The following is a 21,700-nucleotide window of genomic DNA, read 5'->3' as shown; positions in this document are numbered from 1 at the left end:
TTTATGTCATCCGATATTAAGATCAAAGTGCAAAGCTTTGGTCGTTTCCTCAGCAACATGGTGATGCCAAATATCGGCGCGTTTATCGCGTGGGGTATTATCACCGCATTATTTATTCCAACAGGGTGGTTACCGAACGAGACGCTGGCGAAGCTGGTCGGGCCGATGATCACTTATCTCCTGCCGCTGCTGATCGGTTATACCGGTGGTAAGCTGGTAGGCGGCGAACGTGGCGGCGTAGTCGGTGCCATCACCACCATGGGTGTTATCGTCGGCGCAGACATGCCGATGTTCCTCGGTTCTATGATTGCAGGTCCGCTGGGCGGCTGGTGCATTAAGCACTTCGACCGCTGGGTAGACGGTAAGATCAAATCCGGTTTTGAGATGCTGGTGAATAACTTCTCCGCTGGCATCATCGGGATGATCCTCGCCATTCTGGCATTCCTCGGCATTGGTCCGATTGTTGAAGCCCTGTCCAAAATGCTGGCTGCGGGCGTTAACTTCATGGTTGTCCATGACATGCTGCCGCTGGCGTCTATCTTTGTTGAACCGGCGAAAATCCTGTTCCTCAACAACGCCATTAACCACGGTATCTTCTCGCCGCTGGGTATTCAGCAGTCCCATGAACTGGGTAAATCCATCTTCTTCCTGATTGAAGCTAACCCAGGTCCTGGTATGGGCGTGCTGCTGGCGTACATGTTCTTTGGTCGTGGTAGCGCTAAACAGTCTGCGGGCGGTGCGGCAATCATCCACTTCCTCGGTGGTATCCACGAAATCTACTTCCCGTATGTGCTGATGAATCCGCGTCTGATCCTGGCCGTTATCCTCGGCGGTATGACTGGCGTGTTCACGCTGACTATCCTGGGTGGTGGTCTGGTTTCGCCGGCATCTCCGGGCTCTATCCTTGCGGTACTGGCGATGACGCCAAAAGGTGCTTACTTCGCTAACATCGCGGGTGTGTGTGCGGCGATGGCAGTCTCCTTCGTTGTCTCTGCCATTCTGCTGAAAACCAGCAAAGTGAAAGAAGAAGATGATATTGAAGCTGCTGCACGTCGCGTTCAGGAAATGAAAGCTGAGTCTAAAGGCGCGTCTCCGCTGTCTGCGGGCGATGTGACTAACGACCTGAGCCACGTACGTAAAATCATCGTTGCCTGTGACGCCGGTATGGGTTCCAGTGCGATGGGTGCAGGCGTGCTGCGTAAGAAAATTCAGGATGCAGGTCTGTCGCAGATTTCTGTTACTAACAGCGCGATCAACAACCTGCCGCCAGATGTGGACCTGGTCATCACTCACCGTGACCTGACCGAACGCGCTATGCGTCAGGTTCCGCAGGCACAGCATATTTCGCTGACCAACTTCCTCGACAGTGGCCTGTACACCAGCCTGACCGAACGTCTGGTTGCTGCCCAGCGCCACACTGCAAACGAAGTAAAAGTGAAAGACAGTCTGAAAGACAGCTTTGACGATTCCAGTGCTAACCTCTTCAAACTGGGCGCGGAAAACATCTTCCTCGGTCGCAAAGCGGCCACCAAAGAAGAAGCGATTCGTTTTGCTGGCGAGCAGCTGGTGAAAGGCGGTTACGTTGAGCCGGAATACGTTCAGGCGATGCTGGATCGTGAAAAACTGACCCCGACTTATCTGGGTGAGTCCATCGCGGTACCGCACGGTACGGTTGAAGCGAAAGATCGCGTACTGAAAACGGGCGTGGTGTTCTGCCAGTACCCGGAAGGCGTGCGCTTCGGTGAAGAAGAAGATGACATTGCCCGTCTGGTGATTGGTATTGCCGCCCGTAACAACGAGCACATTCAGGTTATCACCAGCCTGACCAATGCACTGGATGATGAGTCCGTCATCGAGCGTCTGGCACACACCACCAGCGTGGATGAAGTGCTGGAACTGCTGGCAGGTCGTAAGTAATCCAATCCCACCTCTCCACATGGAGACGGTGGGGCTAATTGCCTGATGCGCTACGCTTATCAGGCCTACAAAACAAAGCACAGTTTGTTGAATTTGCACGTTCTTGTAGGCCGGATAAGGCATTTACGCCGCATCCGGCGCGGCCCCTCTCCACATGGAGAAGATGGGCTAATTGCCTGATGCGCTACGCTTATCAGGCCTACAAAAACAAAGCACAATTTGTTGAATTTGCACGTTCTTGTAGGCCGGATAAGGCGTTTGCGCCGCATCCGGCGCGGCTCCTCTCCACATGGAGAGGGTTTGGGTGAGGGAAAAGCCTCACCCCAGCCCTCTCGGGTAAAAACATTGATGAAGGTTAATACTATGAAAGCATTACATTTTGGCGCAGGTAATATCGGTCGTGGCTTTATCGGTAAACTGCTGGCAGACGCGGGTATCCAACTGACGTTTGCCGATGTCAATCAGGTGGTACTTGATGCCCTGAATGCCCGTCATAGCTATCAGGTTCATGTGGTCGGTGAAACCGAGCAGGTAGATACCGTTTCTGGCGTCAATGCTGTCAGCAGCATTGGTGATGATGTCGTTGATCTGATTGCTCAGGTTGATTTAGTCACTACCGCCGTGGGCCCGGTTGTGCTGGAACGTATTGCTCCGGCAATCGCCAAAGGGCTGGTGAAACGTAAAGAACAAGGTAATGAATCCCCACTGAACATTATCGCCTGTGAAAACATGGTACGCGGCACCACGCAGCTGAAAGGCCATGTGATGAACGCCCTGCCAGAAGACGCCAAAGCGTGGGTAGAAGAACACGTTGGCTTTGTGGATTCCGCCGTTGACCGCATCGTACCGCCTTCCGCTTCGGCAACGAACGATCCGCTGGAAGTGACAGTCGAAACCTTCAGCGAATGGATTGTCGATAAAACCCAGTTCAAAGGTGCACTGCCGAACATCCCAGGCATGGAGTTAACCGACAACCTGATGGCATTTGTCGAACGTAAACTCTTCACCCTGAATACAGGTCATGCTATAACCGCGTACCTCGGAAAACTGGCAGGTCATCAGACCATTCGTGACGCAATTCTCGACGAGAAAATCCGCGCGGTAGTAAAAGGGGCGATGGAAGAAAGTGGCGCTGTACTGATTAAGCGTTACGGTTTTGACGCGGACAAACATGCGGCGTACATCCAGAAAATCCTTGGTCGTTTTGAAAACCCGTATCTGAAAGACGATGTAGAGCGCGTAGGCCGTCAGCCGCTGCGTAAACTGAGTGCTGGCGACCGTCTGATCAAGCCACTGCTCGGAACGCTGGAATATGGTCTGCCACATAAAAACCTGATTGAAGGTATTGCCGCTGCAATGCACTTCCGCAGTGAAGATGATCCGCAGGCTCAGGAACTGGCAGCACTGATTGCCGACAAAGGCCCGCAAGCCGCACTGGCGCAGATTTCCGGCCTTGATGCTAACAGCGAGGTTGTATCCGAGGCAGTAACCGCTTATAAAGCAATGCAATAATGGTGGACCAGGCGCAGGACTCCCTGCGCCCGAATAACAGATTGTCAGATATGCAGGCAACAATGGAACAAACCCAGGCCTTTGAAAACCGTGTGCTTGAGCGTCTGAATGCTGGCAAAACCGTGCGAAGCTTTCTGATTACCGCCGTCGAGCTTTTGACCGAGGCGGTAAATCTTCTGGTGCTTCAGGTATTCCGCAAAGACGATTACGCGGTGAAGTATGCTGTAGAACCGTTACTCGACGGCGATGGCCCGCTGGGCGATCTTTCTGTGCGTTTAAAACTCATTTACGGGTTGGGTGTCATTAACCGCCATGAATACGAAGATGCGGAACTGCTGATGGCATTGCGTGAAGAACTAAATCACGACGGCAATGAGTACGCCTTTACCGACGACGAAATTCTTGGCCCCTTTGGTGAGCTGCACTGTGTGGCGGCGTTACCACCGCCGCCACAGTTTGAACCCGCAGACTCCAGTTTGTATGCAATGCAAATTCAGCGTTACCAACAGGCTGTGCGATCAACAATGGTCCTTTCACTGACAGAGCTGATTTCCAAAATCAGCTTAAAAAAAGCCTTTCAAAAGTAAGTACTTTCGCTTACTTCTCCTCTACCTGTTTCGGCCGATAAAGCCGACGATAATACTCCAGACGTTGTAGATATAACGGCACGCTTTCATCAGGTATTCCGGACGGAATCGCATTGCGGGGAGGAAGTTTTTTCAGATACTCCCGGAACGCCTGGCTCGATGCCATGAAATCTACAGCTTTATCGATAAGAAGCGGAACGTTTTCACCTAATTTGCCCATGATGATATCTCCGTATTACCCCGCGTCGGGAATGCGCGGCCGCCAATTTTAGTTTAGATCCCGGTATAAATGACATTAAGGAAAACGTGCTCAATCCTCAATAATGATCCTCTTCTGTTGTCTATCTTTTTTCTTTAAATTTCCTAACTAATCAATAGATTGGGTGATTTTCAAACACATTAATGGTTACAATCTGGAACTATTACAATGCCATCTGTTGTGAACAAAGCACCTGGTCGCGCATACTAGAGGCTATAAATTTATCTCTATCAGAAGTCATCACATGAAAGAAGTCGAAAAAAACGAAATCAAACGTCTCAGCGATCGCCTGGACGCTATCCGCCATCAGCAGGCTGACCTGTCACTTGTTGAAGCCGCAGATAAATATGCCGAACTGGAAAAAGAAAAAGCCACGCTGGAAGCCGAAATTGCTCGCCTGCGTGAAGTTCACAGCCAGAAACTCAGTAAAGAAGCGCAAAAACTGATGAAAATGCCCTTCCAGCGCGCGATTACCAAAAAAGAGCAGGCTGATATGGGCAAGCTGAAGAAAAGTGTTCGCGGACTGGTAGTTGTGCATCCGATGACCGCGCTGGGCCGCGAAATGGGCCTGCAAGAGATGACCGGATTCTCTAAGACCGCATTTTAAGTACCTGTCTCACCGCTGTAATCACAGCCTCTCACGATTTACTCGCTCCTGCTGGCACATGCAGGAGCCTGATACCAGATATCGGATATCTTTAACATTCTTATCACTATTGCTTCCATCTCACCGGCTCTTTGAAGCGCATATTACAGGCTAAATTCTGAAATTGTGGTATGGAATAAAAAAGTGATATATAAGCGATAACAATGAATTAATGCACATTAATGCCTGTAACAGCCATTAATTATTTATATTTATCGCTCAGAATCACACACTTCCCAAGAAAACATCACCATGCTGAATATTAATATTTCTCCTGGTCGGTGTTTTCATCCGGTGAAACATTTGACATTGATTGACATCGATCATTAAAATCCGCGCGATTAATATTATTGGCTACAATCTGAAATTGTCTGACATTTAATGTCATATTCGCACTACCAATTAATACAACAATTAATAGAAAAAGTCTCTTATAAATTTATATAACGTATATTTCCACTCGAATCATTCATAAAAAGGATGATTACGCCGTAACAGTTAACGTATCGGGATCATGAAAAGGAATTCACCCTATGAGCATCAAAAAAGCACTATTAAGCATGTTTATAACATTGCCACTCTGGGTATTGACTGGGTGTGACTATATTGAGAAAGCGAATCTGATCGACGATCTTGCCAAACAGCAAGAATTGCAAAAAAGTAAAATAGAGATTCTTGAAAAAAGAACAAGAACAATATAAAAGAAAAATAGAAATTATTGAAAATCAACAAATTAATATTGCAAACACCACTAAAGTGCTGGCGGGTGTAGTAAAGGCGGTCAAAGACAAACAGGACGAATTTGTCTTCACCGAATTTAACCCAGCACAAACAAAATACTTCATTTTAAACAATGGCTCGGTTGGTTTGGCAGGCCGGGTGCTGTCTATTGATGCAGTTGAAAATGGTAGCGTTATTCGTATTTCGCTGGTTAACCTTTTAAGCGTTCCCGTATTAAATATTGGCTTTCAAGCCACATGGGGCAATGAAAGACCCACCGATGCCAAAGCGCTGGCAAAGTGGCAGCAACTGCTGTTCAACACCACCATGAACTCCACCCTGCAATTAATGCCAGGTCAATGGCAAGACATTAATCTGACATTAAAAGGCGTTTCACCTAATAACCTGAAGTATCTGAAATTGTCCATCAATATGGCCAATCTCCAGTTCGACACTGTTCAACCTGCTGAAACCCGGCAGCGGAAAAACAAAAAATAAATGCAGCTTCTGCGCTTATATCAAGGAATAGAGAGCATCACGAATGAACAAAATATTTAAAGTTATCTGGAATCCGGCAACGGGCAGCTATAGCGTTGCCAGTGAAACGGCGAAAAGTCGTGGAAAAAAGAGCGGGCGCAGTAAGCTCATGCTGGCGACGGTGATTGGTATCAACAGCCTGGCGTTTTCATTCAGCGCATCCGCACAGTTAGTGGGGAAAGATACTGGTCGTGGCGTTGATTATGGTCAGGGTACAGGAACAGGCTGGGTTGCTGTCGGTGAGGATGCAAGAGCAAATGCTTATACAGACACCGGTGGTGGCTCCAGTACCGCAGTGGGTTATCAGTCAAACGCCGAGGGAAGATGGTCAACAGCCATCGGCGGTAAGACTCATTCGATTGGCGAAGCATCAATGGCGTTCGGGATTAATACCACCTCAATAGGCCAGCGAAGTCTCGCTATGGGCGCATCGACAACGTCAACAGGTGACTATTCAATCGCATTTGGTCGTTATGCGGAATCAATAGGCGAATTTTCTATTGCACAAGGTGATAGCGCGAAAACAGGTGCTGATAAAGCCATCGCAGTAGGACATGGGAGCAAAGCCTTAGGAATAATGAGTATCGCCCTCGGTGACACTGCCAATGCCTCGAAAGAATATTCTATGGCACTGGGAGCAAATAGTGCAGCTAACGGCACAGACAGCCTCGCTTTAGGCAGACAATCTCTCGCCAGCGCAGCAAACGCGATTGCGATTGGCGCTGAGACCGAAGCCGCTGAAAATGCAACGGCAGTGGGTACTAAAGCGGAGGCAAATGGGCTTAACAGTGTCGCGTTGGGCTCCGGGAGTATTGCCGATGTCGACAACACGATTGCTCTGGGTAACCAAAGCCAGGCAATCGCTGCGGGCGCCATTGCCATCGGTCAGGCGAATAAAGCTGACGGCGTAAATGCAATCGCACTGGGAAATGGGAGTATTACCGGTGGGGCAAATGCCATTGCTCTTGGACAAGGCAGTTATGCCGGTTTAGAAAATGGCATTGCAATTGGTGCTCAGGCCACTGCTCAAGGTAAAAATTCAATTGCTCTGGGGGCTGGTTCTGTCGCGACTGAAGCGGATACTGTCTCCGTGGGTAACACAACAGCTCAGCGAAAAATTGTCAATATGGCAAAAGGTGATATCGACAATAACAGTACTGATGCCATCAATGGATCACAGCTTTATGCTATCAGTAAGTCAGTAGCAGATAATCTTGGTGGAGGAGCGACCGTCAATTCACAGGGCGTAGTGACTTCCCCAAATTACAGACTGAAAAATGGTATTTATGGCAATGTTGGCGACGCCTTAGCGGATCTAAACACGAATACGATACAATGGGACTCCCTTAAAAAGGGATATAGTGCGGCACATGGTACAGATGCCACCAGCAAAATCACTAACGTCACCGCTGGCGACCTTTCAGCCACCAGCACCGACGCCGTTAACGGTTCTCAGCTGAAAGCGACCAAGGACGATGTGGCGGCAAACACCACCAACATCACTAACCTGACGAGCGAAGTGGCTGGCAACACCACTAATATCACTAACCTGACTGATACGGTGACTAACCTCGGTGAAGACGCCCTGAAATGGGACGATGCCGCAGGCGCATTCACCGCTGCACGCGGCACCAACGCCACCAACAAAATCACTAACGTCACCGCTGGCGAGCTCTCTGACACCAGCACCGACGCCGTTAATGGTTCTCAGCTGAAAGCGACCAAGGACGATGTGGCGACCAACACCACCAATATCACTAATCTGACGAGCGAAGTGGCTGGCAACACCACTAATATCACTAACCTGACTGATACGGTGACTAACCTCGGTGAAGATGCCCTGAAATGGGACGACGCCGCAGGCGCATTCACCGCTGCACACGGTACTAACGCCACCAACAAAATCAGCAACGTACAAGCTGGCATAGTCTCCTCTGACAGCACTGACGCCATAAATGGCTCACAACTTTACGGTTTGGCTGATTCATTCACGTCGTATCTGGGTGGTGGTGCTGATATTAGCGATACAGGTGTATTAACCGGGCCAACCTATAGTATTGGCGGCACTGACTACACTAACGTCGGGGATGCTCTGGCTGCGATTAACACTTCATTTAGTGATTCTCTCGGTGATGCTCTGCTCTGGGATACAACCGCAGGCAAATTCAGCGCCAAACACGGCATTAATAATGATCCCAGTGTAATCACTGATATTGCAAACGGTGCAGTCTCGTCCACCAGTAGCGACGCTATTAACGGTTCACAGCTTTATGGCGTTAGTGACTACATTGCCGATGCTCTGGGCGGGAACGCTGTGGTGAATGCGGATGGCAGTATCACCGCACCGACTTATGCCATCGCTGGCGGCAGTTACAGCAACGTTGGTGACGCACTGGAAGCGATCGATACCACGCTGGATGACGCCCTGCTCTGGGATGCAACAGCCAATGACGGTGCTGGTGCATTCAGCGCCGGTCGTGGGGTAGATAACACTGCCAGTAAGATTACTAACGTCGCAAATGGTGCAATCTCTGCCACCAGCAGCGACGCGATTAACGGCTCACAACTCTATACCACTAACAAATATATCGCTGATGCTCTGGGCGGTGATGCAGAAGTTAACGCTGACGGTACTATCACTGCGCCGACTTACACCATTGCGAATGCCGAGTACAACAATGTCGGTGAAGCTCTGGATGCGCTTGATGAGAACGCGCTGCTGTGGGATGCGACCGCCAATAACGGCGAAGGGGCTTACAACGCCAGTCATGACGGCAAGGCCAGCATTATCACAAACGTTGCTGATGGTAACATTGGTGAAGGTAGCACCGATGCTATCAACGGTTCTCAGCTGTTTAACACCAATATGCTGATCCAGCAGAACAGCGAAGTCATCAATCAGCTTGCCGGTAACACCAGTGAAACCTACATCGAAGAAAATGGTGCAGGTATTAACTATGTGCGTACCAATGACACCGGTTTAACCTTCACCGATGCCAGCGCAGCAGGTATTGGCTCTACCGCTGTGGGTTATAACTCTGTTGCTGAAGGCCATAGTAGCGTGGCCATCGGCCAGGACAGTTACAGCAACGTTGATACAGGTATCGCTCTTGGTAGCAGTTCCGTTTCCAGCCGTGTAATAGTTAAAGGTTCTCGTGACACCAGCGTATCGGAAGAAGGTGTTGTGATTGGTTATGACACAACTGACGGTGAACTGCTTGGCGCATTGTCGATCGGTGACGATGGTAAATATCGTCAAATCATCAATGTTGCCGATGGTTCTGAAGCCCATGATGCCGTTACGGTTCGCCAGTTGCAGAATGCGATTGGTGCAGTAGCCACCACGCCGACCAAATACTATCACGCCAACTCAACGGCTGAAGACTCACTGGCAGTCGGTGAAGACTCGCTGGCAATGGGCGCAAAAACCATCGTTAATGGTAATGCAGGTATTGGTATCGGCCTGAACACTTTAGTTCTGGCAGATGCGATTAACGGTATTGCTATCGGTAGCAACGCGCGTGCAAACCATGCAAACAGCATTGCAATGGGTAATGGTTCTCAAACTACCCGTGGCGCACAAACTGGCTACACCGCCTACAACATGGATGCACCGCAGAACTCTGTGGGTGAGTTCTCCGTAGGTAGCGAAGACGGTCAACGTCAGATCACCAACGTCGCGGCTGGTTCGGCGGATACCGATGCGGTCAACGTGGGTCAATTGAAAGTAACGGATGCGCAGGTTTCCCAGAATACCCAGAGCATTACTAACCTGAACAATCAGGTGACGAATCTGGATACTCGCGTGACCAATATCGAGAACGGTATTGGCGATATCGTGACCACAGGTAGCACCAAGTACTTCAAGACCAACACCGATGGCGTAGATGCTAACGCCCAGGGTAAAGACAGTGTGGCGATTGGTTCTGGATCCATTGCTGCCGCTGACAACAGCATCGCTCTGGGTACAGGCTCCGTGGCCAACGAAGAAAACACAATCTCTGTGGGTTCTTCTACCAACCAGCGCCGTATCACCAACGTTGCTGCCGGTGTTAATGCCACCGATGCGGTTAACGTTTCGCAACTGAAGTCTTCCGAAGCAGGTGGCGTTCGCTACGACACCAAAGCTGATGGCTCTATCGACTACAGCAACATCACTCTCGGTGGCGGCAATGGCGGTACGACTCGTATCAGCAACGTGTCCGCTGGCGTGGAAAACAACGACGCAGTGAACTATGCACAGTTGAAGCAAAGTGTGCAGGAAACGAAGCAATACACCGATCAGCGCATGGTTGAAATGGATAACAAACTGTCCAAAACCGAAAGCAAGTTGAGCGGTGGTATCGCTTCCGCAATGGCAATGACCGGTCTGCCGCAGGCTTACACGCCGGGAGCCAGCATGGCCTCTATTGGTGGTGGTACTTACAACGGCGAATCGGCTGTTGCTTTAGGTGTGTCGATGGTGAGCGCCAATGGTCGTTGGGTCTACAAATTACAAGGTAGTACCAATAGCCAGGGTGAATACTCCGCCGCACTCGGTGCCGGTATTCAGTGGTAATGATCCATTAATGAATGGGTAAACGCCAAATTGCGTGATGCGCTACGCTTATCAGACCTACGGGATGATTCAGCACATTCCTGTAGGACGGATAAGGCGTTCACGCCGCATCCGGCAAGATAAGGCGCACCAGATCAACAATCTGAGGGCAATTCTCTGATGGGAATTGCCCTTTTCTTTACAGACATCTCCCTCACTCCAAATTGGCCCTACCAATTCTTCGCTTATCTGACCTCTGGTTCACAGTTCCCCAATTAAAACTCACATCAATGTTGCCAATGCATAACATTTAGTTAACTATTCATTGTCATTATCCCTACACAACATAATTGGCAGTGCCACTTTTACACAACGTGTGACACGGAGATGAGCAACAGACTCATCACGCGGCGTGTGTGGACTGCAGGAGACCTGCAATGAATCTCTGGCAACAAAACTATGATCCCGCCGGGAATATCTGGCTTTCCAGCCTGATAGCATCGCTTCCCATCCTGTTTTTCTTCTTTGCGCTGATTAAGCTCAAACTGAAAGGATACGTCGCCGCCTCGTGGACGGTGGCAATCGCCCTTGCCGTGGCTTTGCTGTTCTATAAAATGCCGGTCGCTAACGCGCTGGCCTCGGTGGTTTATGGCTTCTTCTACGGTTTGTGGCCCATCGCGTGGATCATTATTGCAGCGGTGTTCGTCTATAAGATCTCGGTGAAAACCGGGCAGTTTGACATCATCCGCTCGTCTATTCTTTCGATAACCCCTGACCAGCGCCTGCAAATGCTGATCGTCGGTTTCTGTTTCGGCGCGTTCCTCGAAGGAGCCGCAGGATTTGGCGCACCGGTAGCAATTACCGCCGCATTGCTGGTCGGCCTGGGCTTTAAACCGCTGTACGCCGCCGGGCTGTGCCTGATTGTTAACACCGCGCCAGTGGCATTTGGTGCGATGGGTATTCCGATTCTGGTCGCCGGGCAGGTAACAGGCATCGACAGCTTTGAGATTGGCCAGATGGTGGGGCGTCAGCTACCGTTTATGACCATTATCGTGCTGTTCTGGATTATGGCGATTATGGACGGCTGGCGCGGTATCAAAGAAACCTGGCCTGCGGTCGTGGTTGCGGGCGGTTCGTTTGCCATCGCTCAATACCTCAGCTCTAACTTCATTGGGCCGGAACTGCCAGACATTATCTCTTCGCTGGTATCGCTGCTCTGCCTGACACTGTTCCTCAAACGCTGGCAGCCGGTGCGCGTATTCCGTTTTGGTGATTTGGGAGCGTCACAGGTTGATATGACGCTGGCCCACACCGGTTACACCGCGGGTCAGGTATTACGTGCCTGGACACCGTTCCTGTTCCTGACTGCTACCGTAACACTGTGGAGTATCCCGCCGTTTAAAGCCCTGTTCGCATCGGGTGGCGCGCTGTATGAGTGGGTGATCAATATTCCGGTGCCGTACCTCGATAAACTGGTTGCCCGTATGCCGCCAGTGGTCAGCGAAGCGACAGCTTACGCCGCCGTGTTTAAGTTCGACTGGTTCTCTGCTACCGGTACCGCCATTCTTTTTGCTGCCCTGCTCTCAATTGTCTGGCTGAAGATGAAACCATCTGACGCTATCAGCACCTTCGGCAGCACGCTGAAAGAACTGGCTCTGCCTATCTACTCCATCGGTATGGTGCTGGCATTCGCCTTTATTTCGAACTATTCCGGACTGTCATCAACACTGGCGCTGGCACTGGCGCACACCGGTCATGCATTCACCTTCTTCTCGCCGTTCCTCGGCTGGCTTGGGGTATTCCTGACCGGGTCGGATACGTCATCTAATGCTTTGTTTGCCGCTTTGCAGGCTACCGCCGCACAACAAATTGGCGTTTCTGACCTGTTGCTGGTTGCTGCCAACACCACCGGTGGTGTCACCGGCAAAATGATCTCTCCGCAATCTATTGCTATCGCCTGTGCGGCGGTAGGACTGGTGGGCAAAGAGTCTGATTTGTTCCGCTTTACTGTCAAACACAGCCTGATCTTCACCTGTATGGTGGGCGTGATCACCACGCTTCAGGCCTATGTCTTAACGTGGATGATTCCTTAATGATTGTTTTACCCAGACGCCTGTCAGACGAGGTTGCCGATCGTGTGCGGGCGCTGATTGATGAAAAAAACCTGGAGGCGGGCATGAAATTGCCCGCTGAACGTCAACTGGCAATGCAACTCGGTGTGTCGCGAAATTCACTGCGCGAGGCGCTGGCAAAACTGGTGAGCGAAGGCGTGCTGCTTAGTCGACGCGGCGGCGGGACGTTTATTCGCTGGCGACATGACACATGGTCGGAGCAAAACATCGTCCAGCCGTTGAAAACGCTGATGGCCGATGATCCGGATTACAGTTTCGATATTCTGGAAGCCCGCTACGCCATAGAAGCCAGCACCGCGTGGCATGCAGCAATGCGCGCCACGCCTGGCGAAAAAGAGAAAATTCAGCTTTGCTTTGAAGCAACACTCAGCGAAGACCCGGATCTCGCCTCACAAGCGGACGTTCGTTTTCATCTGGCGATTGCCGAAGCCTCACATAACATTGTGTTGCTGCAAACCATGCGTGGTTTCTTCGATGTCTTGCAATCCTCAGTGAAGCATAGCCGTCAGCGGATGTATCTGGTGCCCCCGGTTTTTTCACAACTGACCGAACAACATCAGGCTGTCATTGACGCCATTTTTGCCGGTGATGCTGACGGGGCGCGTAAAGCAATGATGGCGCACCTTAGCTTTGTTCACACCACCATGAAACGATTCGATGAAGATCAGGCTCGCCATGCACGCATTACCCGCCTGCCTGGTGACCATAATGAGAATTCGAGGGAGAAAAACGCATGATTATTTCCGCAGCCAGCGATTATCGCGCCGCAGCACAACGCATTCTGCCGCCATTCCTGTTCCACTATATGGATGGGGGGGCATATTCTGAATACACCCTGCGCCGCAACGTGGAAGATTTGTCAGAGGTGGCGCTGCGCCAGCGAATTCTGAAAAACATGTCCGACTTAAGCCTGGAAACGACGCTGTTTAATGAGAAATTGTCGATGCCGGTGGCGCTAGGTCCGGTAGGTTTGTGTGGCATGTATGCGCGACGCGGCGAAGTTCAGGCCGCAAAAGCAGCGGATGCACATGGCATTCCGTTTACTCTCTCGACCGTTTCTGTTTGCCCAATTGAAGAAGTCGCCCCCGCCATCAAGCGTCCGATGTGGTTCCAGTTATATGTGCTGCGCGATCGCGGCTTTATGCGTAACGCGCTGGAGCGTGCAAAAGCGGCAGGCTGCTCGACGCTGGTTTTCACCGTGGATATGCCAACGCCTGGTGCGCGTTACCGTGATGCGCACTCTGGAATGAGCGGCCCGAACGCGGCAATGCGCCGCTACTTGCAGGCGGTAACGCATCCGCAATGGGCGTGGGATGTGGGCCTGAATGGTCGTCCGCATGATCTCGGTAATATCTCGGCTTATCTCGGCAAACCGACCGGACTGGAAGATTACATCGGCTGGCTAGGGAATAACTTCGATCCTTCTATCTCATGGAAAGACCTTGAGTGGATCCGCGATTTCTGGGATGGCCCGATGGTGATCAAAGGGATCCTCGACCCAGAAGATGCGCGTGATGCGGTACGTTTTGGCGCAGATGGCATTGTGGTTTCTAACCACGGTGGCCGCCAGCTGGACGGTGTACTCTCTTCTGCCCGTGCGTTGCCTGCTATTGCAGATGCGGTGAAAGGTGATATCGCCATTCTGGCAGATAGCGGCATTCGTAACGGGCTTGATGTCGTGCGTATGATTGCACTCGGTGCCGATACTGTACTGCTGGGTCGTGCTTTCCTGTATGCGCTGGCAACGGCGGGCCAGGCGGGCGTGGCAAATCTGCTGAATCTGATCGAAAAAGAGATGAAAGTGGCAATGACACTGACTGGCGCAAAATCGATCAGTGAAATTACGCAAGATTCGCTGGTGCAGGGGCTGGGTAAAGAGTTGCCTGCGGCGCTGGCTCCGATGGCGAAAGGGAATGCGGCTTAAGAGTTAGATGAATATCTGCTATCCTGCCCCCGCACTAAGGGGGCAGTATGCTAAACATCGTACTTTACGAACCAGAAATTCCGCCAAATACTGGCAACATCATCCGTCTTTGCGCTAATACCGGCTTTCGTCTGCATATCATCGAACCGATGGGATTTGCCTGGGACGACAAGCGCCTGCGCCGCGCAGGACTGGACTACCACGAATTTACCGCCGTTACGCGTCATCATAACTATGCTGCGTTCCTGGAAGCAGAAAATCCCCAGCGTCTGTTTGCCCTCACCACGAAAGGCACACCCGCACACAGCGCCGTAAGTTATCAGGATGGCGACTATCTGATGTTTGGCCCGGAAACACGCGGCCTGCCCGCAAGCATTCTCGATGCCCTGCCCGCTGAACAAAAAATTCGCATTCCAATGGTGCCGGACAGCCGCAGCATGAACCTGTCCAATGCGGTGTCGGTCGTGGTGTATGAAGCCTGGCGGCAGCTGGGGTATCCGGGAGCGGTGTTGAGAGATTAGTTACTGTATGCCGGATAGATGATTACATCGCATCCGGCACAATTACAGGACGTCAGATCCCATCCCCATATTCAAACGTATGGTTAATGCCGTTGAAATGCTGATCCATATCCATTGATGGCTTATCGCTGTCTGGTTTACCGACAATGCGTGCCGGAACGCCAGCGGCGGTGGTATGTGGCGGTACCGGTTGCAGCACCACGGAACCTGCGCCAATCTTCGCACCGCGCCCAACTTCAATATTGCCGAGAATTTTCGCACCTGCGCCAATCATCACGCCTTCACGAATTTTCGGGTGACGGTCGCCGCCAGATTTTCCCGTACCGCCAAGGGTAACGGATTGCAGAATCGACACGTCATTTTCAATCACCGCAGTTTCACCCACCACAATGCCCGTCGCGTGGTCGAGCATGATACCGCGACCAATTTTTGCCGCCGGATGAATATCCACCTGGAACGTCACAGAAACCTGGTTTTGCAGAAAAATAGCCAGTGCGCGACGGCCCTGATTCCACAGCCAGTGACCGATGCGATAGGCCTGCAAGGCATGAAAACCTTTCAGATATAACAATGGGGTTGAGTATTTATCGACTGCCGGGTCGCGGGTACGCACTGCCTGAATATCACAGGCCGCAGAAGCGATCATTTCCGGGTCGGCGGCGTAGGCTTCTTCCACCACTTCACGGATAGCAATGGCAGGCATAATTGGCGATGACAGCTTGTTCGCCAACATGTAACTCAGTGCACTGCCCAGGTTTTCGTGCTTGAGTAGCGTTGCGTGGTAAAAACTGGCCAGCATTGGTTCACAGTCCGCCAGCGTTCTGGCTTCAGCTTTAATATTGTTCCAGACAATTTCCAGTTCTTCACACGACATTGCTTACTCCACACGATAAGATAATGACCAGCCCGTTCTGCGCGGGCCGGGTCATAGCGGTAACAAAGGTTCCCTGGGTTTAGTGGCTGCTGCGCTCGTCCTTGCGTGCACGACCTAGTAAAGTCAATGCTGCCTCGCGCGCGTTTTTTCCGCAATATAATACTTGATAAATTTCCTCGGTTATTGGCATTTCAACGCCGAAGCGATGCGCCAGTTCGCGGACTTCTTTCGTATTGCGGTAGCCTTCAACCACCTGACCAATCTTCTCCTGCGCGCTTTGTACATCCATGCCCTGACCGAGCATCATGCCAAAACGGCGGTTACGCGACTGGTTGTCGGTACAGGTAAGCACCAAATCGCCCAGCCCCGCCATGCCCATAAAGGTGGCAGGATCGGCACCCAGCGCCGCGCCAAGACGCGACATCTCAGCCAGCCCACGAGTGATCAGCGCCGTACGCGCATTCGCACCAAAACCGATACCATCGGACATTCCCGCGCCAATGGCAATGACGTTTTTCACCGCGCCGCCAAGTTGCACGCCAATGAAATCCGGGTTGCTGTAAACGCGGAAACTTTTACCACAGTGCAGCAACTGCTGAAGATCATCAGCAAAGGTTTGGTCGGTAGAGGCCAACGAAATAGCCGTCGGTAAACCTGCCGCCAGTTCTTTCGCAAACGTTGGGCCAGAGATAACCGCCAGCGGAATTTGATCGCCTAACGCCTCACGCGCCACGTCCTGTAACAAACGTCCGGTTTCCGCTTCCAGACCTTTGGTCGCCCACACCAGACGCGCATCAGGGCGCATCAGCGGTTTAATCTGGCGCAGCACTTCACCAAAGACATGGCTTGGCACGACGACAAGAATATTACGGCTGGCTGCCAGTGCGGTAGCGAGATCGCTTTCAAGATGGAGCGTATCGGGAAAAGGCACATCGGGGAGAAACGCGGCGTTACAGCGGTCGCGTTCAAGCGTCGCGATATGTTCAGGGTCATGGCCCCAGAGAACAACCTCGTGGCCATTTCTTGCCAGGGTGATGGCAAGAGCGGTGCCGTACGAGCCGGCACCGATCACAGTCATTGAAGCATTACGTTGGTTCATCAGGCATCCTGATGTTCTTCAGTACCTTCGCCAGCCTGCTGCTGCAAATAGTTCATGAACAGCGCATCGAAGTTAACCGGCGCAAGGTTCAGTTGCGGGAATGTACCGCGGGATACCATGCTGGTGATGCACTCACGAGCATACGGGAACAGAATGTTCGGGCAGTATGCGCCCAGGCAATGTGCCATCTGGGTGCCTTCGATACCCGCGATGGAGAAAATACCGCCCTGCTGCACTTCGCACAGGAACGCAGTTTCTTCGCCCAGGGATGCCGTTACGGTAACACGCAGTACCACTTCGTAAACGTCATCTGCCAGTTGAGAAGATGCCGTATCCAGATCAAGTTTAACTTCTGGCTGCCAATCTTTCTGGAAAACGTGCGGCGCATTCGGCGCTTCGAAAGAGATATCCTTGGTATAAATACGTTGGATCTGGAAAGTCATTTCAGTGTTGTTTTGTTCTGACATGTGTCGAAAACCCTTAAGTGTTGTCCTTAAATACTGCGCAATGTAATGCCAACGTTCACACGTTATTTCAGCAGGGGATCCAGTCCACCACGTGCATCCAATGCATACAAGTCATCACAGCCGCCAATGTGCTGTGCGTCAATAAAAATCTGGGGAACCGTGGTGCGACCGCTGCGTTTGATCATCTCTTCACGCTTAGCGGCGTTGCCATCGATCGGCAACTCCTGAAAACTCACACCCTTGCTGCTCAGCAGTGCTTTCGCACGATGGCAATACGGGCAGGTTTCTTTGGTATAGATTTCAACATTGGCCATAAATTAGCTCCTGTTTTTTACCCTGAAATTTCATGTTGCAGGGCGGCAGCAAAATGGAGTGTCCCCAGAAGCTTATAACAATAAGTTTCAGGGGGCCTAATTGCAGCTAACGGCCTGCATCATGAAAGACGACAGGTAAATTATTTGCCGCGCACCAGAGGCAAGTTTTCACCAGCCCAGCCAGCGACGCCCTCTTTCAGCACGAATACTTGCGCAAAACCTGCTTTCGTCAGCGCGTTTGCAGGCTCCTGGCACTGCATGCCAGAACCGTCTACCACGATAACCGGCTTGTCTTTGTGCTTCTCAAGCTCACCAACATTATTGGCTTTGATTTCGCTCGGCAACAGATTGATAGAACCTGCGATATGGCCTTTACGGAAGTCATCACGCTGACGTAAATCCACAACCACAGCGTCTTCTTTGTTGATCAGACGTGTAGCTTCACCACGAGTAATCACCTTCACTTTCGAGGTCAGGCTCTTAAACGTAGTCACAAGAACCGCCACCAGTAACGCGATCCAGGCGATACTCAGTATGGGATGACGGCCAACAAATTGCATAATTTCTTGCATGGGGGGTAACAACTCCCGACGTAGTGATTAAAAAAACCAGGAAAGGAGTATACCTGCGCGGTGCGGCAAATACAGCCAGCGCGTTAACTGGAATGCAATTTTGCGGGGCGCTACGAAAAAAAAGCGTAAATCTGGCATCGGCTTGCCGCGAGCGGTCGTATATTTTGATCTTCAGAGGCTATTTTATCGATTCAGCTGTAGTAAAATTACGCAAATTTTGACTCTTGAGTATGAGGTTGTCGCAATGTCGGTTTCTAAAAAACCTATGGTACTGGTGATTCTGGATGGCTATGGCTATCGCGAAGAACAGCAGGATAACGCCATTTTTAGTGCTAAAACCCCGGTAATGGATGCACTGTGGGCCAATCGTCCGCATACCCTGATCGACGCTTCCGGTCTGGAAGTCGGTCTGCCTGACCGTCAGATGGGTAACTCCGAAGTAGGTCACGTTAACCTGGGTGCCGGCCGCATCGTGTATCAGGACCTGACTCGTCTGGACGTTGAAATCAAAGATCGCGCTTTCTTCGCTAATCCGGTGCTGACTGGTGCGGTAGATAAAGCGAAAAACGCAGGCAAAGCAGTACACATTATGGGTCTGCTCTCCGCAGGTGGTGTACACAGCCACGAAGATCACATCATGGCGATGGTAGAACTGGCCGCTGAACGCGGCGCAGAAAAAATCTACCTGCACGCATTCCTTGACGGTCGCGACACTCCACCGCGCAGTGCTGAATCCTCGCTGAAAAAATTCGAAGAAAAATTTGCCGCGCTGGGCAAAGGCCGCGTAGCGTCCATCATTGGTCGTTACTACGCCATGGACCGCGATAACCGTTGGGATCGCGTTGAAAAAGCGTATGACCTGCTAACTCTGGCGCAGGGTGAGTTCCAGGCCGATACCGCCGTTGCTGGTTTGCAGGCTGCTTATGCTCGCGACGAAAACGACGAATTCGTGAAAGCGACCGTTATCCGTGCTGAAGGCCAGCCAGACGCGGCAATGGAAGATGGCGATGCGCTGATTTTCATGAACTTCCGTGCTGACCGCGCGCGTGAAATCACTCGTGCTTTCGTGAACGCTGATTTCGACGGCTTCGCGCGTAAGAAAGTGGTTAACATCGATTTCGTGATGCTGACCGAATACGCCGCTGATATCAAAACTGCGGTTGCTTACCCGCCAGCTTCTCTGGTTAACACCTTCGGCGAGTGGATGGCGAAAAACGACAAAACTCAACTGCGTATTTCCGAAACCGAAAAATATGCTCACGTCACTTTCTTCTTTAACGGTGGTGTAGAAGAGTCGTTCAAAGGCGAAGACCGCATTCTGATCAACTCGCCGAAAGTGGCAACTTACGACCTGCAGCCAGAAATGAGCTCCGCAGAGCTGACCGAAAAACTGGTTGCGGCCATCAAGAGCGGCAAATACGACACTATCATCTGTAACTATCCTAACGGCGACATGGTAGGTCACACCGGGGTGATGGAAGCAGCGGTTAAAGCCGTTGAAGCGCTGGATCACTGCGTGGATGAAGTTGCGAAAGCGGTTGAGTCTGTAGGTGGACAACTGCTGATCACCGCTGACCACGGTAACGCTGAACAGATGCGCGATCCGGCAACGGGTCAGGCGCACACAGCGCACACCAACCTGCCTGTTCCGCTGATTTACGTTGGCGATAAGAACGTGAAAGCGGTTGAAGGCGGCAAACTTTCTGACATCGCGCCGACCATGTTGTCGCTGATGGGTATGGAAATCCCGCAAGAGATGACTGGTAAGCCGCTGTTCATCGTGGAATAATCCCTCCCCATGAGGGGAAAGGCGATTAATACCATGACACGGGCCGTGAAACCGCGCAGGTTTGCAATCAGGCCCATCATCTACGCCAGCGTTCTTAGCGCTGGCGTATTGTTGTGCGCCTTTTCCGCCCACGCGGATGATCGCGACCAACTCAAATCTATTCAGGCCGATATCGCCGCGAAAGAGCGCGCGGTACGCCAAAAGCAACAACAACGCGCAAGCCTGCTCGCACAATTGAAAAAGCAGGAAGAAGCGATCTCTGAAGCCACTCGCAAGCTGCGCGAAACGCAAAACACGCTCAATCAACTGAATAAACAGATTGATGAGATGAACGCGTCGATTGCCAAACTGGAGCAGCAAAAAGCCGCCCAGGAGCGCAGCCTCGCCGCACAACTGGATGCCGCATTCCGTCAGGGCGAGCATACCGGTATTCAGCTGATTCTCAGCGGTGAAGAAAGCCAGCGTGGACAGCGTTTACAGGCTTATTTCGGCTATCTCAACCAGGCGCGACAAGAAACCATTGCTCAGTTGAAACAAACGCGTGAAGAAGTCGCTATGCAACGCGCCGAGCTGGAAGAGAAACAGAGCGAGCAACAAACGCTGTTATATGAGCAGCGCGCCCAACAGGCGAAGCTGACCCAGGCGCTGAACGAGCGTAAAAAGACGCTGGCTGGGCTAGAGTCTTCCATCCAGCAAGGTCAACAACAGTTGAGCGAGCTGCGCGCCAACGAATCTCGTCTACGTAACAGCATTGCCCGTGCGGAAGCGGCAGCGAAAGCGCGTGCTGAACGTGAGGCGCGCGAAGCCCAGGCGGTTCGCGACCGTCAGAAAGAAGCGACGCGCAAAGGCACCACCTACAAACCGACCGAAAGCGAAAAATCGCTGATGTCCCGAACTGGTGGCCTGGGAGCGCCGCGTGGTCAGGCATTCTGGCCGGTTCGCGGGCCGACGCTGCATCGTTATGGCGAGCAGCTACAGGGTGAGCTGCGCTGGAAAGGGATGGTGATTGGTGCTTCTGAAGGTACTGAAGTTAAAGCGATTGCCGACGGTCGGGTGATTCTGGCTGACTGGCTGCAAGGCTACGGTCTGGTGGTGGTGGTTGAGCATGGTAAAGGCGACATGAGTCTTTACGGCTATAATCAGAGCGCACTGGTGAGCGTTGGTTCGCAGGTTCGCGCGGGCCAGCCAATTGCACTGGTGGGCAGCAGTGGCGGTCAGGGTCGGCCTTCACTCTATTTCGAAATTCGCCGCCAGGGTCAGGCGGTCAATCCACAGCCGTGGTTGGGAAGATAA

17 protein-coding genes and 1 pseudogene are annotated in these 21,700 nt (G+C 51.7%); 12 read left to right on the top strand and 6 right to left on the bottom strand.

Translation table 11 applies throughout. The annotated features are described in order from the left end of the window. The first annotated feature begins 3 nt into the window (after positions 1–3). The 3 genes from mtlA (at position 4) to mtlR (ending at position 4,016) form a co-directional block, all read left to right on the top strand. Positions 4–1,917 carry a PTS mannitol transporter subunit IICBA gene (mtlA, locus tag BGE37_RS16540; RefSeq protein WP_105288225.1) on the top strand — a complete coding sequence of 638 codons (1,914 nt, stop codon included), beginning with the start codon at positions 4–6 and terminating at the stop codon, positions 1,915–1,917. Positions 1,918–2,280: 363 nt separating this feature from the next. Next, positions 2,281–3,429 (top strand): mannitol-1-phosphate 5-dehydrogenase, encoded by a 1,149-nt coding sequence (mtlD, locus tag BGE37_RS16535; RefSeq protein ID WP_000645420.1) that lies wholly within the window; start codon positions 2,281–2,283, stop codon positions 3,427–3,429. Next, the gene (mtlR, locus tag BGE37_RS16530; protein WP_000228261.1) at positions 3,429–4,016 is read left to right on the top strand and encodes a mannitol operon repressor MtlR; all 588 of its coding nucleotides are present in this window, start codon (positions 3,429–3,431) and stop codon (positions 4,014–4,016) included. Before mtlD ends, mtlR begins: the two co-directional genes overlap by 1 nt. Before the next feature lie 10 nt (positions 4,017–4,026). Here mtlR and yibT read toward each other — a convergent pair whose 3' ends face one another. Further along, complete coding sequence (yibT, locus tag BGE37_RS16525; RefSeq protein ID WP_000517099.1) at positions 4,027–4,236, bottom strand: protein YibT; 210 nt, start codon at positions 4,234–4,236, stop codon at positions 4,027–4,029. Positions 4,237–4,519: 283 nt separating this feature from the next. Here yibT and BGE37_RS16520 point away from each other — a divergent pair, with 283 nt between their 5' ends. From BGE37_RS16520 to trmL, 7 genes and pseudogenes are all read left to right on the top strand, one after another. Further along, complete coding sequence (locus BGE37_RS16520; protein WP_000665680.1) at positions 4,520–4,882, top strand: YibL family ribosome-associated protein; 363 nt, start codon at positions 4,520–4,522, stop codon at positions 4,880–4,882. A gap of 572 nt (positions 4,883–5,454) precedes the next feature. Further along, positions 5,455–6,139 (top strand): annotated as a pseudogene (locus tag BGE37_RS16515) (DUF3251 domain-containing protein). Positions 6,140–6,182: 43 nt separating this feature from the next. Beyond that, positions 6,183–10,736: a YadA-like family protein gene (locus BGE37_RS16510; protein ID WP_105288224.1), complete on the top strand. Its 4,554-nt coding sequence runs from the start codon at positions 6,183–6,185 to the stop codon at positions 10,734–10,736. Between the two features lie 416 nt (positions 10,737–11,152). Continuing rightward, the gene (gene lldP / locus BGE37_RS16500; RefSeq protein ID WP_001297977.1) at positions 11,153–12,808 is read left to right on the top strand and encodes an L-lactate permease; all 1,656 of its coding nucleotides are present in this window, start codon (positions 11,153–11,155) and stop codon (positions 12,806–12,808) included. Then, positions 12,808–13,584, top strand: coding sequence for a transcriptional regulator LldR (lldR, locus tag BGE37_RS16495; protein ID WP_001353574.1), 777 nt, complete (start codon positions 12,808–12,810; stop codon positions 13,582–13,584). Before lldP ends, lldR begins: the two co-directional genes overlap by 1 nt. Further along, the gene (lldD, locus tag BGE37_RS16490) at positions 13,581–14,771 is read left to right on the top strand and encodes a quinone-dependent L-lactate dehydrogenase (protein ID WP_000586976.1); all 1,191 of its coding nucleotides are present in this window, start codon (positions 13,581–13,583) and stop codon (positions 14,769–14,771) included. Before lldR ends, lldD begins: the two co-directional genes overlap by 4 nt. 47 nt (positions 14,772–14,818) lie before the next feature. Then, positions 14,819–15,292 carry a tRNA (uridine(34)/cytosine(34)/5-carboxymethylaminomethyluridine(34)-2'-O)-methyltransferase TrmL gene (gene trmL / locus BGE37_RS16485; protein WP_000932361.1) on the top strand — a complete coding sequence of 158 codons (474 nt, stop codon included), beginning with the start codon at positions 14,819–14,821 and terminating at the stop codon, positions 15,290–15,292. A gap of 52 nt (positions 15,293–15,344) precedes the next feature. On the opposite strand, the gene cysE is transcribed toward trmL, so the two are convergent. The 5 genes from cysE to BGE37_RS16460 form a co-directional block, all read right to left on the bottom strand. After that, a complete protein-coding gene (cysE, locus tag BGE37_RS16480) occupies positions 15,345–16,166 on the bottom strand; it encodes a serine O-acetyltransferase (protein ID WP_001277561.1) in 822 nt (273 codons plus the stop codon). Between the two features lie 79 nt (positions 16,167–16,245). Continuing rightward, a complete protein-coding gene (gpsA, locus tag BGE37_RS16475; RefSeq protein WP_001076194.1) occupies positions 16,246–17,265 on the bottom strand; it encodes an NAD(P)H-dependent glycerol-3-phosphate dehydrogenase in 1,020 nt (339 codons plus the stop codon). Next, the gene (gene secB / locus BGE37_RS16470; protein WP_000003377.1) at positions 17,265–17,732 is read right to left on the bottom strand and encodes a protein-export chaperone SecB; all 468 of its coding nucleotides are present in this window, start codon (positions 17,730–17,732) and stop codon (positions 17,265–17,267) included. Before secB ends, gpsA begins: the two co-directional genes overlap by 1 nt. Positions 17,733–17,794: 62 nt before the next feature. Beyond that, a complete protein-coding gene (grxC, locus tag BGE37_RS16465) occupies positions 17,795–18,046 on the bottom strand; it encodes a glutaredoxin 3 (RefSeq protein ID WP_000024392.1) in 252 nt (83 codons plus the stop codon). Between the two features lie 140 nt (positions 18,047–18,186). Further along, positions 18,187–18,618 carry a rhodanese-like domain-containing protein gene (locus tag BGE37_RS16460; RefSeq protein ID WP_001156181.1) on the bottom strand — a complete coding sequence of 144 codons (432 nt, stop codon included), beginning with the start codon at positions 18,616–18,618 and terminating at the stop codon, positions 18,187–18,189. Positions 18,619–18,862: 244 nt separating this feature from the next. On the opposite strand from BGE37_RS16460, the gene gpmM reads away from it, so the two are divergent. Together gpmM and envC are read left to right on the top strand one after the other, a co-directional pair. Continuing rightward, positions 18,863–20,407 (top strand): 2,3-bisphosphoglycerate-independent phosphoglycerate mutase, encoded by a 1,545-nt coding sequence (gene gpmM / locus BGE37_RS16450; RefSeq protein ID WP_001353573.1) that lies wholly within the window; start codon positions 18,863–18,865, stop codon positions 20,405–20,407. A 33-nt stretch (positions 20,408–20,440) separates the two neighbouring features. Beyond that, positions 20,441–21,700, top strand: coding sequence for a murein hydrolase activator EnvC (gene envC / locus BGE37_RS16445; protein ID WP_230146813.1), 1,260 nt, complete (start codon positions 20,441–20,443; stop codon positions 21,698–21,700).

It is taken from the genome of Escherichia sp. MOD1-EC6300 (assembly GCF_002965045.1).
GTDB classification, from domain to species: Bacteria; Pseudomonadota; Gammaproteobacteria; order Enterobacterales; family Enterobacteriaceae; genus Escherichia; species Escherichia coli_F.
The sequence above is the reverse complement of the archived record's forward strand: the minus strand, read 5'-3'. Positions and strand labels throughout refer to the sequence as shown.

Excerpts from the sequence above, each read along its gene's own strand:
- cysE (WP_001277561.1), bottom strand. The coding sequence starts at position 16,166 with ATGTCGTGTGAAGAACTGGAAATTGTCTGGAACAATATTAAAGCTGAA.
- BGE37_RS16520 (WP_000665680.1), top strand. The coding sequence starts at position 4,520 with ATGAAAGAAGTCGAAAAAAACGAAATCAAACGTCTCAGCGATCGCCTG.
- lldR (WP_001353574.1), top strand. The coding sequence starts at position 12,808 with ATGATTGTTTTACCCAGACGCCTGTCAGACGAGGTTGCCGATCGTGTG.
- mtlD (WP_000645420.1), top strand. The coding sequence starts at position 2,281 with ATGAAAGCATTACATTTTGGCGCAGGTAATATCGGTCGTGGCTTTATC.
- BGE37_RS16510 (WP_105288224.1), top strand. The coding sequence starts at position 6,183 with ATGAACAAAATATTTAAAGTTATCTGGAATCCGGCAACGGGCAGCTAT.
- trmL (WP_000932361.1), top strand. The coding sequence starts at position 14,819 with ATGCTAAACATCGTACTTTACGAACCAGAAATTCCGCCAAATACTGGC.
- mtlR (WP_000228261.1), top strand. The coding sequence starts at position 3,429 with ATGGTGGACCAGGCGCAGGACTCCCTGCGCCCGAATAACAGATTGTCA.
- lldP (WP_001297977.1), top strand. The coding sequence starts at position 11,153 with ATGAATCTCTGGCAACAAAACTATGATCCCGCCGGGAATATCTGGCTT.
- grxC (WP_000024392.1), bottom strand. The coding sequence starts at position 18,046 with ATGGCCAATGTTGAAATCTATACCAAAGAAACCTGCCCGTATTGCCAT.
- yibT (WP_000517099.1), bottom strand. The coding sequence starts at position 4,236 with ATGGGCAAATTAGGTGAAAACGTTCCGCTTCTTATCGATAAAGCTGTA.
- gpsA (WP_001076194.1), bottom strand. The coding sequence starts at position 17,265 with ATGAACCAACGTAATGCTTCAATGACTGTGATCGGTGCCGGCTCGTAC.
- BGE37_RS16460 (WP_001156181.1), bottom strand. The coding sequence starts at position 18,618 with ATGCAAGAAATTATGCAATTTGTTGGCCGTCATCCCATACTGAGTATC.
- gpmM (WP_001353573.1), top strand. The coding sequence starts at position 18,863 with ATGTCGGTTTCTAAAAAACCTATGGTACTGGTGATTCTGGATGGCTAT.
- lldD (WP_000586976.1), top strand. The coding sequence starts at position 13,581 with ATGATTATTTCCGCAGCCAGCGATTATCGCGCCGCAGCACAACGCATT.
- secB (WP_000003377.1), bottom strand. The coding sequence starts at position 17,732 with ATGTCAGAACAAAACAACACTGAAATGACTTTCCAGATCCAACGTATT.
- envC (WP_230146813.1), top strand. The coding sequence starts at position 20,441 with ATGACACGGGCCGTGAAACCGCGCAGGTTTGCAATCAGGCCCATCATC.
- mtlA (WP_105288225.1), top strand. The coding sequence starts at position 4 with ATGTCATCCGATATTAAGATCAAAGTGCAAAGCTTTGGTCGTTTCCTC.